General features: G+C 68.4%; 12 protein-coding genes and 1 riboswitch. Of the genes, 4 read left to right on the top strand and 8 right to left on the bottom strand.

What is annotated here, in order from left to right; all coding sequences use genetic code 11:
- Positions 1-16: 16 nt before the first annotated feature.
- The 3 genes from cydB to hisC all read right to left on the bottom strand — a co-directional run bounded on the left by cydB (position 17) and on the right by hisC (position 4,125).
- On the bottom strand, positions 17-1,018 hold the full coding sequence (cydB, locus tag FVS66_RS03575) for a cytochrome d ubiquinol oxidase subunit II (protein WP_149179496.1): 1,002 nt from the start codon (positions 1,016-1,018) through the stop codon (positions 17-19).
- A gap of 16 nt (positions 1,019-1,034) precedes the next feature.
- A complete protein-coding gene (locus tag FVS66_RS03570; protein ID WP_149179495.1) occupies positions 1,035-2,540 on the bottom strand; it encodes a cytochrome ubiquinol oxidase subunit I in 1,506 nt (501 codons plus the stop codon).
- Positions 2,541-3,042: 502 nt separating this feature from the next.
- Positions 3,043-4,125, bottom strand: a complete 1,083-nt coding sequence (gene hisC / locus FVS66_RS03565; RefSeq protein ID WP_149179494.1) for a histidinol-phosphate transaminase — start codon at positions 4,123-4,125, stop codon at positions 3,043-3,045.
- A 391-nt stretch (positions 4,126-4,516) separates the two neighbouring features.
- On the opposite strand from hisC, the gene FVS66_RS03560 reads away from it, so the two are divergent.
- The 3 genes from FVS66_RS03560 (at position 4,517) to FVS66_RS03550 (ending at position 7,997) form a co-directional block, all read left to right on the top strand.
- Positions 4,517-5,632 carry a LacI family DNA-binding transcriptional regulator gene (locus FVS66_RS03560; RefSeq protein WP_149179493.1) on the top strand — a complete coding sequence of 372 codons (1,116 nt, stop codon included), beginning with the start codon at positions 4,517-4,519 and terminating at the stop codon, positions 5,630-5,632.
- A 324-nt stretch (positions 5,633-5,956) separates the two neighbouring features.
- The gene (locus FVS66_RS03555) at positions 5,957-7,126 is read left to right on the top strand and encodes a metallophosphoesterase (protein ID WP_149179492.1); all 1,170 of its coding nucleotides are present in this window, start codon (positions 5,957-5,959) and stop codon (positions 7,124-7,126) included.
- A gap of 127 nt (positions 7,127-7,253) precedes the next feature.
- On the top strand, positions 7,254-7,997 hold the full coding sequence (locus tag FVS66_RS03550) for a hypothetical protein (protein WP_149179491.1): 744 nt from the start codon (positions 7,254-7,256) through the stop codon (positions 7,995-7,997).
- Positions 7,998-8,129: 132 nt separating this feature from the next.
- Here the strand turns inward: FVS66_RS03550 and FVS66_RS03545 are convergent, their stop codons facing one another.
- On the bottom strand, positions 8,130-8,483 hold the full coding sequence (locus tag FVS66_RS03545; protein ID WP_149179490.1) for a DUF805 domain-containing protein: 354 nt from the start codon (positions 8,481-8,483) through the stop codon (positions 8,130-8,132).
- A gap of 253 nt (positions 8,484-8,736) precedes the next feature.
- Entirely contained in the window at positions 8,737-10,515 is a 1,779-nt protein-coding gene (thiC, locus tag FVS66_RS03540) for a phosphomethylpyrimidine synthase ThiC (protein WP_149179489.1), read from the bottom strand.
- A riboswitch (TPP riboswitch) is annotated at positions 10,509-10,664 on the bottom strand. Its footprint overlaps the gene before it by 7 nt.
- 71 nt (positions 10,665-10,735) lie before the next feature.
- Between thiC and FVS66_RS03535 the strand changes: the two genes are divergently transcribed.
- Positions 10,736-12,142 carry a YibE/F family protein gene (locus FVS66_RS03535; protein WP_149179488.1) on the top strand — a complete coding sequence of 469 codons (1,407 nt, stop codon included), beginning with the start codon at positions 10,736-10,738 and terminating at the stop codon, positions 12,140-12,142.
- Between the two features lie 144 nt (positions 12,143-12,286).
- Here FVS66_RS03535 and FVS66_RS03530 read toward each other — a convergent pair whose 3' ends face one another.
- The 3 genes from FVS66_RS03530 to FVS66_RS03520 form a co-directional block, all read right to left on the bottom strand.
- Positions 12,287-12,721 carry an SsgA family sporulation/cell division regulator gene (locus FVS66_RS03530; protein ID WP_149179532.1) on the bottom strand — a complete coding sequence of 145 codons (435 nt, stop codon included), beginning with the start codon at positions 12,719-12,721 and terminating at the stop codon, positions 12,287-12,289.
- 138 nt (positions 12,722-12,859) lie between these two features.
- Entirely contained in the window at positions 12,860-13,624 is a 765-nt protein-coding gene (locus FVS66_RS03525) for an IclR family transcriptional regulator (RefSeq protein WP_149179487.1), read from the bottom strand.
- A 246-nt stretch (positions 13,625-13,870) separates the two neighbouring features.
- Positions 13,871-14,113: a DUF5326 family protein gene (locus FVS66_RS03520; protein ID WP_149179486.1), complete on the bottom strand. Its 243-nt coding sequence runs from the start codon at positions 14,111-14,113 to the stop codon at positions 13,871-13,873.
- Between the last annotated feature and the right edge of the window lie 93 nt (positions 14,114-14,206).

The raw sequence follows: 14,206 nt of genomic DNA, 5'->3' as shown, positions 1-14,206 counted from the left end.
ATCCCCTGCCGGTGGCCTAGTGGGTCTTGGCGATGTGCTGTGTGCCGATCCGCTTGCGGAACACCCAGTAGGTCCAGCCCTGGTAGAGCAGGACGAGCGGCGTGGCGATCACCGCACACCAAGTCATGATCTTCAGGGTGTACGGGCTGGAGGCCGCGTTGCTCACGGTCAGGCTCCAGTCCGGGTTCAACGAGGACGGCATGACGTTCGGGAAGAGCGTCAGGAACAGCATCGCAACCGCGGCGGCGATCGTGATGCCGGACAGCGCGAAGGACCAGCCCTCCCGTCCGGCCTTGATCGCGCCGACCGCCCCGAGGAGCGCGGCCACGGCGACGACCATCGCGACCAGGCTCGTCCCGTCGCCCCGGGTGGCCTGTGTCCACACCAGGAAGGTGAGGGCGAGGACGGCGGCGACCAGGCCGAGGGTCAGCGCCAGCTTCCCGGCCCGCTCCCGTATGTCCCCCACGGTCTTCAGTGCGGTGAACACCGCTCCGTGGAAGGTGAACAGGCTCAGGGTGACCAGTCCGCCGAGCAGCGCGTAGGGGTTGAGCAGGTCGAAGAAAGTGCCGACGTACTCCTTGGAGGCGTCGATCTCGACGCCTCGGACGATGTTGCCGAAGGCCACACCCCAGAGCAGCGCGGGGATGAGGGAGGTCCAGAAGATGGCCTGCTCCCAGTTGTGCTGCCAGCGTGGCTCGGGCCGCTTGGCCCGGTACTCGAAGGCGACGCCGCGCACGATCAGGCAGAGCAGGATGAGGAGCAGCGGCAGGTAGAAGCCGGAGAAGAGGGTGGCGTACCAGTCGGGGAAGGCGGCGAAGGTGGCGCCGCCGGCGGTCAGCAGCCACACCTCGTTGCCGTCCCAGACGGGTCCGATGGTGTTGATGAGGACCCGCTTCTCGGCCCGGTCGCGGGCGAGCAGCTTGGTCAGGATCCCGACCCCGAAGTCGAAGCCTTCGAGGAAGAAGTAGCCGGTCCAGAGGACGGCGATGAGTACGAACCAGATGGTGGGCAGTTCCATGCCTCGGTCCCCTTCCTCAGTACGAGAAGGCCATGGGCCGGTCGGCGTCGCGGTCGTGGCCGCCGATCGTGGTGGGCGGGTTGAGGTCGGCCTCGGTGAGCTCGGGCGGGCCGGCCTTGATGTACTTCACCAGCAGCTTGACCTCGACCACGGCGAGCACCGCGTACAGCAGAGTGAAGGCGATCATCGAGGTGAGGACCTCGCCCTGGGTGACGCTGGGGGAGACCGCGTCCTGGGTGCGCAGCACTCCGTAGACGACCCAGGGCTGGCGGCCCGTCTCCGTGAAGATCCAGCCCCAGGAGTTGGCGATCAGCGGGAAGGCCAGGGTCCACAGGGCGGTCAGCCAGTACAGCTTGGTGAGCTTGTGGCCGAGGGGCTTCTTGAAGAGGACGAGATGCGGCACCTCGTCGTCACCGACGCGCAGGTGGCCCGGCAGGAGGAACTTCTTGCGGGTCAGCCAGAGCCCCAGCAGCCCGAGGCTGAAGGAGGCCATGCCGAAGCCGATCATCCAGCGGAACGACCAGTAGGCGACGGGGATGTTGGGCCGGTAGTCGCCGGGGCCGTACTTCTCCTGCATGGCCTTGTTGGTGTCGTTGATGCCGGGCACGTGCGAGGAGAAGTCGTCGTTCGCGAGGAAGGAGAGCAGGCCCGGGATCTCGATGGCGACCTTGTTGTGCCCCTTGTCGACGTCGCCGTAGGCGAAGACCGAGAACGGGGCGGGCCCCTCGCCGTCCCACAGTGCCTCGGCGGCGGCCATCTTCATCGGCTGCTGCTTGAACATGACCTTGCCGAGCAGATCGCCGCTGATCGCGGTCAGCATGCCCGCGATCACCACGGTGACCAGGCCCAGCCGCAGTGAGCTCTTCATCACCGGGATGTGCTTCCTGCGTGCCAGGTGGAAGGCGGCGATACCGACCATGAACGCGCCGCCGGTGAGGAAGGCCGCGGCCATGGTGTGGAAGACCTGGGTCAGGGTCGTGTTCTGGCTCAGCACCGCCCAGAAGTCGGTGAGCTCGGCCCGCCCCGACTCCTGGTTGATCTTGTACCCGACCGGGTGCTGCATCCAGGAGTTGGCCGCCAGGATGAAGTACGCGGAGAGGATCGTGCCGATCGAGACCATCCACATGCAGGCGAGGTGGATCCGCTTCGGGAGCTTGTCCCAGCCGAAGATCCACAGGCCGATGAATGTGGACTCGAAGAAGAACGCGATCAGCGCCTCGAAGGCGAGCGGGGCACCGAAGACATCACCGACGAACCGCGAGTAGTCCGACCAGTTCATGCCGAACTGGAACTCCTGCACGATGCCGGTGACGACACCCATCGCGATGTTGATCAGGAAGAGCTTGCCCCAGAACTTGGTCGCCCGGAGGTACTTCTCCTTACCGGTGCGCACCCACGCCGTCTGGAGTCCTGCGGTGAGCGCGGCGAGTGAGATGGTCAGGGGGACGAAGAGGAAGTGGTAGACGGTGGTGATACCGAACTGCCACCGCGCCAGCGTCTCCGGCGCCAGAGCCAGGTCCACGACGATCTTCTCCTTTCGGCCTAGCAGCCCTGTGGCCTCGCAGCCCCACGGCCTTCCGTTCGCCCGCCGATTCCGGTTGATCCTGGGAGGAATCGTGCGTGCTTGTGAATGCGTTCACAATCACAAACATTATGGCCTACACGGAATCCGCAGCCAGGACCGGGGTCCCCCTTTCAACAAACTTCAACATACCGTTGAATTTCGGCCATGCGGATACACATCTCCCGGCCCGCGGGCCACACGACCGCGACCATCGAAGAGACCCCCACGAGCAAGGCGCTCGCGGGGGTCCTCGCACCGTGGCCTTCTGGACCGACGGCGACGCGCCGGCTCTGCCCTACGGGCCGACGCCGATCTCCCGGGGCGACGAGTGACCGTCGCGGCTCGGAGCCCGCGGCCGGGTCGGAACGGACTGCTTCAGAACGGACTGCTTCAGAACGGTCTGGTCAGAAGGGTCGGGGCAGGACAGCCCGGTCGGCACCGCCAGGCCGGCACAGCCGGGTCAGAACTTCTCCTTGCGGAACGCCTCGGCCGTCCGCAGGAAGATGTCGTTCGCCTCGACCTCGCCGATCGTGACCCGGACGCCCTCCCCGGGAAACGGCCGTACGACCACACCCGCCTGCTCGCAGGCCGCGGCGAACTCCGCGGCGAGCTCACCCAGCGGCAGCCACACGAAGTTCGCCTGCGTCGTGGGCACGGTCCAGCCCTGAGCCGCCAGCCCCTCGCACACCCGCGCGCGCTCGCAGACCAGCGACCCGACGCGGCCCAGCAGCTCGTCCTCCGCGCGCAGGGAGGCCACCGCCGCGTCCTGCGCCACCTGCGTCACCCCGAACGGCACCGCCGTCTTCCGCAGCGCGGACGCCACCGGCTCATGCGCGATCGCGAACCCGACACGCAGACCGGCGAGACCATACGCCTTGGAGAAGGTCCGCAGCACCGCCACGTTCGGGCGGTTCCGGTACAGCTCGATCCCGTCCGGCACCTCGTTGTCCCTGATGAACTCGATGTACGCCTCGTCAAGGACGACCAGGATGTCGGACGGCACACGGTCCAGGAACTGCTCGAGCTCGGCCCGGCGCACGACCGTGCCCGTGGGGTTGTTGGGATTGCAGACAAAAATAAGCCGCGTGCGCTCGGTGATCGCCTCCGCCATCGCGTCCAGGTCGTGCACCCCGCCCTCGGTGAGCGGGACCTTCACGGCGGTGGCGCCGCTGATCTGCGTGATGATCGGGTACGCCTCGAAGGACCGCCAGGCGAAGATCACCTCGTCGCCGGGCCCCGACGTGGACTGCACCAGCGACTGGGCGATACCCACCGACCCGGTACCGGTCGCCACATGTGTCAGGGGCACCCCGAAGCGATCGGAGAGCTCGTTCATCAGGCCGGTGCACGCCATGTCCGGGTAACGGTTGAGGTCGGCCGCGGCGGCCAGCGCACTCTCCATCACACCCGGGAGCGGCGGATAGGGGTTCTCGTTGGAGGACAGCTTGTACGCGACCCGGCCATCGGCGGCGGCCGGCTTGCCCGGCTTGTAGGTGGGGATGTCGTCCAGCGCTGCGCGCAGCTTGGGGGTCGTCTCGCTCACTGTGGTCCTCCTCGACCGTATGTACCACCGATACTGCACACCTTATGAGGATTCCGCGCCCCTGCGAATGGCCGAAGGACGGCGATCGGGAGGACGTCCGGAACGCGGCCGAAACCTTCCGCCACACCCGGGGGAGCGCGCGGCCGAATGGCGAGCGCCGGTGGCTCGCGCCGTGGCGCGCATCCCCCGTAGAGGTGAGTTGAAAGCTCTTCGAAACCTCGTCCAGAAGGCGGGCCCATACGCATGAACGACCGGCGACCCACCGCACGACCTGCCAACTTCCTTGGGATTCCATGCCGTTGACGGGCCGAGACCATGCAGAAACGTGCCTGTCAACGAGTGAATATGCGACCGTCCCACCCGCCCGCCATCGCCCTACTATCGGCTCGCCATGACAGCAGCAGGGAAGCACCAGGTGAGCCGGGCACAGACCCGGGGAAGCCGGCAGGGGCGCGCGGGCATCCGGGACGTGGCCGCCGCGGCCGGCGTCTCCATCACGACTGTCTCCGACGCGCTCAACGGCAAGGGCCGGCTCCCGGACGCCACCCGCCGGCACGTCCGCGAGGTCGCCGACCGGCTGGGCTACCGGCCCTCCGCGGCCGCCCGAACCCTCCGTACCGGCAAATCGGGCCTCATCGGCCTGACGGTGACCACATACGGGGATGAACCTTTCACCTTCACCGAGTTCGCATACTTCGCCGAGATGGTCAGAGCGGCCACCTCCGCCGCACTCGCGCGCGGCTACGCCCTGGTCATCCTGCCCGCGACCTCGCGCCGCAGCCCCGCCGACGTCTGGTCGAACGTGGCTCTCGACGGCACCGTGGTCATCGACCCCTCCGACCACGACCCGGTCGTCACCGAACTGGTCCGCCAGGGCCTCCCCGTCGTCTCCGACGGCCGCCCCGCCGGCACCCTCCCGGTCACCGCGTGGGTCGACAACGACCACGAGGCCGCCGTCGTCGGCCTGCTGGACCACCTCGCCGAGGCCGGCGCCCGCCGGATCGGCCTGCTCACCGGGACGACCACCGACACGTACACCCGGCTGTCCACCACCGCGTATCTGAACTGGTGCGAGCGCGTCGGCCAGAACCCCGTGTACGAGTCGTACCCGGCCCACGACCCGTGCGCCGGCGCGGTCGCCGCCGACCGGTTGCTGGCCCGTCCCGACCGGCCCGACGCCGTGTACGGCCTGTTCGACCCGAACGGTACGGACCTGCTGGCCGCAGCGCGGCGGTACGGGCTGCGCGTCCCGGAGGACCTGCTCCTGGTCTGCTGCAGCGAGTCGACCGTGTACGCCACGACCGAGCCGCCGATCACCACGTTGTCGCTGAAGCCGCGCCGGATCGGCACCGCCGTGGTCCAGTTGCTCATCGACGCGATCGAGGGCATCGACCACGACCGGCCGGTCGAGCAGGTGATACCGACGGAGCTGATCATCCGGACGTCGTCACAGCGGAGGTCGCCCCGCACGACGGTCAGCGCACCGCGCTCTCCGCACCAGGAGTAGGACGCGGACGCGCACGGTCCGGGGGCTTGAGGACACTTGAGGACGCGTGCGGACGTAGAATGACAGCCCGGTAACAACGGGGCATAACATCGCAAGAAGCCGACGGGTTCCTGGCGGCACCCTGCCAGGAACCCCGTCTCCCCCGGTCCAAACCTTCTCAATTAGGGCGAAACGGCCGATGAACCGGGTGTGCACCCTGATTCACCACCCCTGGTGCGTCACACAGCACAAGCCTCATTCCTATGATGGGCGCACGACACCGCGGGCCGCCCCGACCAGGCCGGTCCGCGATGTGAGGGCGTCGCGACGGTGGTGGAGGGGTCGATGACTCAGGGGGCCAGTCAGGGACCCGTGGTGCGGACGGCGACGTTGCGTGATTTCCGCGTACCGCCGTACGCCCAGGTGCCCGTACAGGGTCATTCCACGCAACCTCACCCGCAGCAGCCCGAGGCGGACCATCCCGCGACGCAGGCTCCGCAGGCGCAGCCGCCGCACTCCGTCGGCGCCCACCCCGGCGACGCCTACTCTCAGGACGAATACCCCGACGGGTACACCCCCACCGAGCGCGACCTCCCGGTGATCAACCGGGGCGACACGCTCCAGGTCCCGGTCGCCCCGCCCGAGGTCCCCGCGACGGCTCCCGCCCCGCAGGGCACCCACGGCGCGACTCCCGGCCCGCTGTACGTGGTCGGCGACGTCCACGGCTATCTGGACGAACTCGTCGCCGCGCTGCACGAGCAGGGCCTCATCGACGCCGAGGGGCGCTGGGCGGCCGGCAACACCCGCCTCTGGTTCCTCGGCGACTTCACCGACCGCGGCCCCGACGGCATCGGCGTCATCGACCTGGTCATGCGCCTGTCCGCGGAGGCTGCCGCCGCCGGCGGCTACTGCAAGGCCCTGATGGGCAATCACGAACTGCTGCTGCTCGGCGCGAAGCGGTTCGGCGACACTCCCGTCAACTCCGGTGCCGGCACCGCGACCTTCCAGGCGGCCTGGCTGCTCAACGGTGGCCAGAAGAGCGACATGGACCGCCTCCAGGACGTGCACCTCCAGTGGATGTCCCGGCTCGACGCGATCGTCGAGGAGGACGGCCACCTCCTCCTGCACTCCGACACCACCGCCTACCTGGACTACGGAACCAGCATCGAGGACGTCAACGACACCGTCCACGAGGTACTCACCCGCAACGACGCCGATGAATGCTGGGAGCTTTTCCGCAAGCTCACCAAGCGGTTCGCGTTCCGCGACGAGGGCGGTTCCGGCGCCGTCCGGGAACTGCTCGCGGCGTACGGCGGGCAGCGCGTCGTACACGGACACAGCCCGATCCCGTACCTGCTCGGCGAGGTCGGCACCGAGGACGCCGCCGACGGCGAGGCGACCGGTCCCACGGTCGAGGGCCCGCACGTGTACGCGGACGGGCTCGCGATCGCCATGGACGGCGGCGTGACCATGGCCGGAAAGCTGCTGGTTCGCCGGCTCCCGCTGCATAACTGAGCGCAGCCGGGGCAGGCGATTTGCGGAAACCTCTGTCACCCCTCGCCGTAACGGCTCTACCATCGGCGTGCCCAACTGCCGTTTCTACGCGGGTTCCATGCCCAACGGGAGTATCGGGGGATGCACCATGAAGAGCGCTCCGCACCTGCTGCCCGAGGACCGCGCCGACTTTGAGCGAATCCTCGACGAGGCGCTGCGCACCGCGCCCGACCGACCGGATCTGGACGCGCTCGGCGAGCGCCTCAACGCCGAGCAGCTCCGCACCATGGCGCTGGACGCCTCGGCGCTGATCAGCACGGCCGCCGCGACGGAGTACGACCACTTCGTACGCGTGCGCGAAGAGCACCGCAGACCCTCGGGCGTGTCCGTGATGGCCTCGGTACTCGGCGGCTCGGGTGACGAGACGACACCCGGCGCCGGGTTCGGTGTCGTCGTCACGGTCCTGGCGCCGATCCTGGCGGGCACCGCGGCGATCATCTTCCTGCTCGTGGGCTACCTGCTGAAGGTGCTCGACCCGCCGCCGGACATCGCCGATCCGCTACTCGCCGCCGGCTGGTTCTTCGCCGCCGTCACCGCCGCCGGCATCCTGGCCGCAGCCATCGGACTGCTGGTCACGGCCCTGCGAAACCGCTCGACCGAGGTGCCCGCACCACAGGAGCCGGGCGGTGACCTGCCCGACGAGATCTCCCGTGCACGGGAGGCCTGGCGGCACGCCCTGCTGGAGCGCGGCATCCTGCCCTTCCTCCGCGAGGCCCTGGCCGAACCGGGCACGGCCCCGGCCGTCCCGGACCCGCCACGCCGACTCGCCCGCCCGCCGGGCACCGGCTTCACCAGCCCGGACCTGAGAGGCCCGGAACCCCGCACGGACTGACCGGCCGCGTCGGAGCGCCCGTTGGCCCGCCGTGTCGGAGCGCCCGTTGGCCCGTCGGCATGACAACGGGCCGGACAGCTCGACGCTGGTCCGGCCCGTTGTTCGCGCTCCGGCCACGGCCGGGACGTCGGCTCAGACGGCGGGCGAGAACTTGGGGTTCACGCCGTACTTGTTCTCCTCGTGCTGACCGTCGGTGGCGAGGAAGACAAGCATGACGATGGCGCCGACGAGCGGCACGAAGTACATCAGCAGCCACCAGGCCGAGCGTCCGGTGTCGTGCAGGCGACGGACCGTCACGGCGATCGAGGGAACGAGGACCGCGACGTAGTAGAGCGCGTAGGGAATCATCGTCTCGATGGCTACGCCGATGCCCGCCAGGACGATCGTGAAGATCATGCTGAAGAGCATAAACATCCAGTATTCCGTGCGGCGTGCACGTCCGCTGAATCCGGCGTAGTTCTTGAGCACTGCCAGGTACCAGCTCACTCGGTTCCCTCCCCATGCCCCTTGTCAGAAGCGCATCAAATTTCAGCCAAGCGGCCGAAACTTATCCATGCGCCGGTCGCATGATCAAGGCAACTGGGGCTCCTGGCCAAAGCGTCACCGATCCGCAGCTCAACCGTGTCCTCGCCCCGGCAACGGCCGTCGGTCGACGTCCCCGAACCGGGACAGAGTGAGACGGCCTCAGACGAGGGGGCGGTGCCCGCAGTCGACCGACCGGGGCACCGCCCACCTACCATCAGTCCGCGAGCGGCAGGTACACCCGGTTGCCCGCCTCGGCGAACTCCTTGGACTTCTCCGCCATTCCGGCCTCGATCTCGTCCTGCTTGAGATCGCCGCCGTGCTCGCGCCGAATATCCTGCGAGATCTTCATCGAGCAGAACTTCGGGCCGCACATCGAGCAGAAGTGCGCGGTCTTGGCGGGCTCCGCCGGGAGGGTCTCGTCGTGGAACTCACGGGCCGTGTCCGGGTCGAGAGCCAGATTGAACTGGTCCTCCCAGCGGAACTCGAACCGCGCGTCCGACAGCGCGTCGTCCCACTCCTGCGCGCCGGGATGCCCCTTGGCGAGGTCCGCCGCATGCGCCGCGATCTTGTACGTGATGACGCCGGTCTTCACGTCGTCGCGGTTCGGCAGGCCCAGGTGCTCCTTGGGCGTGACGTAGCAGAGCATCGCGGTGCCCCACCAGGCGATCATCGCGGCGCCGATGCCCGAGGTGATGTGGTCGTACGCCGGGGCGACGTCCGTGGTCAGCGGGCCGAGTGTGTAGAACGGCGCCTCCTCGCAGATCTCCTGCTGGAGGTCGATGTTCTCCTTGATCTTGTGCATCGGGACATGGCCCGGGCCTTCGATCATGGTCTGTACGTTGTGCCGCTTGGCGATCGTGTTGAGTTCCCCGAGCGTGCGCAGCTCAGCGAACTGCGCCTCGTCGTTGGCGTCGGCGATGGAGCCGGGCCGCAGGCCGTCACCGAGCGAGTACGTCACGTCGTACGCGGCGAGGATCTCGCAGAGCTCCTCGAAGTTCTCGTACAGGAACGACTCCTTGTGGTGCGCCAGGCACCACGCGGCCATGATGGAGCCGCCACGCGAGACGATTCCCGTCTTGCGGCGGGCGGTCAGCGGCACGTACCGCAGCAGCACGCCCGCGTGGACGGTCATGTAGTCCACGCCCTGCTCGGCCTGCTCGATGACCGTGTCCTTGTAGATGTCCCAGGTCAGCTCCTCGGCCCTGCCATCGACCTTCTCCAGTGCCTGGTAGAGCGGCACGGTGCCGATCGGGACGGGGGAGTTGCGCAGCACCCACTCACGGGTGGTGTGGATGTTGCGGCCGGTGGAGAGGTCCATGACCGTGTCGGCGCCCCAGCGGGTCGCCCAGGTCATCTTCTCCACCTCCTCCTCGATGGAGGATGTCACCGCGGAGTTGCCGATGTTGGCGTTGACCTTCACCAGGAACCGCTTGCCGATGATCATCGGCTCGATCTCCGGGTGGTTGACGTTGGCCGGAAGCACCGCGCGGCCGGCCGCGATCTCCTCGCGTACGACCTCGGGGGAGACGTTCTCGCGGAGCGCGACGTACTCCATCTCCGGCGTGATCTCGCCACGGCGGGCGTACGCGAGCTGCGTCACCGCCTGGCCGTCCCGCCCCCGCCGCGGCTGGCGCGGCCGGCCCGGGAAGACGGCGTCGAGGTTGCGCAGGCCCCCGCGTGGCGAGGTGTGCTTGATGCCGTCGTCCTCGGGACGGACCGGACGGCCCGCGTACTCCTCGGTGTCGCCGCGCGCGACGATCCAGTTCTCGCGGAGCGGCGACAGCCCGCGGCGTACGTCGGTCTCGACATTCGGATCGGTGTAGGGCCCGGACGTGTCGTACAGAGTGACGTCCTTGCCGTTGGTGAGGTGCACCTTGCGGACCGGCACGCGGAGGTCGGGGCGCGACCCCTCGACGTACCCCTTGTGCCAGCCGATGGACTTCCCGCTCTCCTCGGTGCTGGAGGCAGGCGTGCGTGCGTCCTGAACGGTCATCCTGACCTACTCCCTACGCCGGCATTACCCGGTAACAGGTTCGGCGGTCGACGCAGCGGCTTCCGTCGGCGATGTTTCACATGAAACATCGCGGGGACGGAGGTCAGCGCCCTCTCAGCCCGGTGCTCCGAGCTCCCGCGTGTGCAAATGTGCCACCACGCTAACGCCATTCCGGCCACGCTGAACAGGGGGCCCCTACCGTTCTTGCGATGATCGGTCGGTGACTTCCTCGCATCAGCACCCGGAGAACGGGTCGGAGCAGGGCCCGGAGCACGGCCACGGACACGGCCCTGAATCCGGCCACCCGGACCCCGACGCGCTCGCGCACGTCCACACGCACGCCCATGGGCCGGCCGCGCCCGTCTCCAAGCATCTGCGCAAGGTCATCACCGCAGTGCTGATTCCTTTCGCCACGGCGGTGCTCGTCGGCCTCGCCGTCCTGTGGCCGGACGGAGCCCCCGCTCACGAACGCACCGGCGTCGGCTTCGACCGGCAGACCGAGCAGGGCGACGTCGTCCGCGTCGAGCAGGTCGACTGCAAGGACGTGAACGCCGCGCAGGTCCCGCCGACCGGTGACACCAGCACACCGCAGGGGCGGGAGGCGGTCAACGCGCAGCAGGGGCAGTGCAAGCGGGTGACCATCGAGGTCACCACCGGTGAGAACAAGGGCCGTACGTTCACGGAGATCGTGCAGCCCGACGCGCCCCGCCAACTCGAGCAGGGCCAGGGCGTGATCGTGGCGTACGCGCCGGACGCGCCGGAGGACCTCCAGTACTCGGTGACGGATGTCAACCGGAAGTTCCCGCTGGTGGTTCTCGCGGCCCTCTTCGCCTTCGCAGTGGTCGCGGTGGGGCGGCTGCGCGGCGTGATGGCACTGGTCGCGCTCGGGAGCAGCTTCGCCTTCCTGACGTTCTTCATCCTCCCGGCGATCCTGGAGGGCTCGAATCCCCTGGTGGTGGCTGTGGTCGGAGCGAGCGCGATCATGCTCATCGCGCTCTATCTCAGCCACGGCCTGAGTGCGCGGACATCCGTCGCGGTGATCGGCACGCTCATCTCGCTGGTGCTGATCGGCGTGCTGGGCTCTCTGTTCATCGGCTGGGCGCGGCTGACCGGCAACACGGACGACTACACCGGCCTTATCCACGGGCTTTATCCGGACATCGACATGTCCGGTCTGCTGCTGGCCGGTGTCATCATCGGTTCGCTGGGTGTGCTGGACGATGTGACGGTGACCCAGACCTCGGCGGTGTGGGAGCTGCACCAGGCGGATCCGCGGATGGGTCGGCGCGCGCTGTACCGGGCGGGCATCCGGATCGGGCGCGACCACATCGCCTCGGTGGTCAACACGCTGGTGCTGGCGTACGCGGGTGCGGCGCTGCCGCTGCTGCTGCTGTTCTCGATCGCGCAGAGCAGCGTGGGGACCGTCGCCAACAGCGAACTGGTGGCGCAGGAGATCGTACGTACGCTGGTCGGCTCGATCGGCCTGGTGGCGTCGGTGCCGGTGACGACGGGTCTGGCGGCGCTGGTCGTCTCTGCCGACCGGCCGGCGGCGGGCGCGCCCGCCGCCGGTACCCCTCCCGGTACCCCTCCCGGGCGCTCCGGGCGAGGGCGCCGCCGCAGGAAGTGACGCCGGGCGTTGAAGCGGGCGTTACCGGGCCCGGACCCCCCGCCCCCGGGGCCCGGGCCCGGTGGTCCGGCAGGGCATACGGCGAGGCGGTACGCAGAACGGTGCGGCAGAGCAGTACGGCGGCAAAGGCGGCTGGACGTCCGCTCAGCCCGCGTTCTCCTCGGCGAGGATGCGCCCGAGGGCCTCCTCCAGGCCCTCGTCGAAGTCGCCGAGCGTGTTTTCCTGCCCCAGGGGCACCAGCTTGTCGGTGCGGTCGAGGAACGCGACGAGCGGCGGTGCGCTCGCGCGGAACAGCGCCTGGTCGAAGGCGACGCGCAGCCGGATGTGGATGTCCGAGAGCTCCTCGTCGCCGGCCGGTTCGATCCGCACATCGCCGTCCCCGGCGGGGCTGTTGATCCCGTCCACGAGCAGCTCACGGCCGAAGGCCCAGGTCACCGGGGCGTCGCCGGGCAGATGGAACGTCATCCGGACCGCGAAGGGGTCCCTCGTCTCGTACCCGAGCTCGACCGGGATCCTGAAGGAGAGCTCCTCCGAGACGACGAAGCTCATCAGGACCTCGGCCTGAACCGACTCGCGCATCATGTACCCCGCTGTAGATGAATGTTCTCGATGCAGTTCTGAAAGCACTGGTGATGACAAAACGGCCAGGATTGACCCCTCCTGGCCCTCTTGACGTAATCGTCCTGCACGCGCTAGCAGATCACAAGGAGTGAGTTTTCAGATACTGATAGAGAAGGCGAACGAGCTGAGCAGCCTTCCGATCTCACTCCGTAGCTCCTCGACCGCGGGAAGCAATCGCTCTTCATAGTGCAGGGGGAGAGAAACAGCCATCGCCGCGGCGGCTGCGCCGGCGGTGATCGGAATCGCGGCGCAGACCGTGCCGAGGGCGTACTCCTCGCGCTCGACAAAGGTCCGCGGCGGCTGCGCACGGTTCAGCCGTTCCAGCAGCGTCCGCCGGTCGCGCACGGTGAACGGCGTGATCGCGTCGACGGGGTGGCGGTCCAGGTGGTCCTGGCGGGCCCGGTTGTCCAGCTGGCTGAGCAGGCACTGGCCGATGGCGTGGGCGTGACCGGTCTCGCGAAAGTCGGCCCACTCGTCGACGGCGGGCGCGGCGGGCGTGTCGGAGACGGCGACGAGCTCGATCTCGCCGTCCCGGTACACGGCGAAGTAGACGGGCACGCCGATGGCGTCCCGCCAGTGCGCCAGCGAGTCCTCGATCTTGCTGCGACGATTCTGCAGCGATCCTGCCCTGGCCAGGCGCCGGGCGGCCTCGCCCAGCGTGAACACACCCTTGTCACGGAGCAGATAGCCCTCGTGGGTGAGGGTGCGCAGCAGGTGGTACGCGGTGGGCAGCGGCAGCCCGGTCTCGCGCGCGAGCTGTTTGGCGGGGGCTCCACCCGCATGGGAGCCCACGGCCTCCAGCAGTCTGAGCGCCCGCTGCACCGAGCCGATCAGAGTTGGGGCAGTGGTAGTCGAAGCCATGACCAAAGGTCACCCCCAGGGCATGTGCCCACGAGCGATCGCCGCTGACACCCCTGCGCGCGTTCCTGTCCGTCGCTGAACTTTCCGGCGCATACAGTCGCAACAGTCGTACAAACCGCTGGTAAGGCGTTCAGTCAGCCCCTGTTTCCAAGGGCTGCGGAAGCCCTGCCACTCTAATGGCAGCCTCCGTTCGGGGGTGGGTTCCGCCAGGGCCGTTCCCCCAAGCGGGCTAACGGAGAAGCCGACTCACCACTCGTCACGCGACGAGGACGAGGACGAAGACGAGGAGGACGACGAACCGGTGAACTTCCGTACGACGTAGATAAGTCCGCCGACGAGCGCGACGAAGACCAGCACCTTGAAGAGCAGACCGATCACGAAGAACACAGCGTTCGCGATCATGCCGCCGAAGACCACCACGGCGATGACCGGTATGGCCACCCACTTCACCCACCACGGCAGCCCCGCGAGAAGTTCCTTTACCGCCATTGCCCTGCCTCTTCTCTGTGCGTCCTACAACGGTGAACGCCTTCGATGCTATGGGCGGGAAGGTGTCCCGCGGGGGCTCCGCGTCCCTTGAAG

Origin of the sequence: Streptomyces sp. TRM49041 (assembly GCF_008271805.1) — a bacterium.
GTDB lineage: Bacteria > Actinomycetota > Actinomycetes > Streptomycetales > Streptomycetaceae > Streptomyces.
The sequence above is the reverse complement of the archived record's forward strand: the minus strand, read 5'-3'. Positions and strand labels throughout refer to the sequence as shown.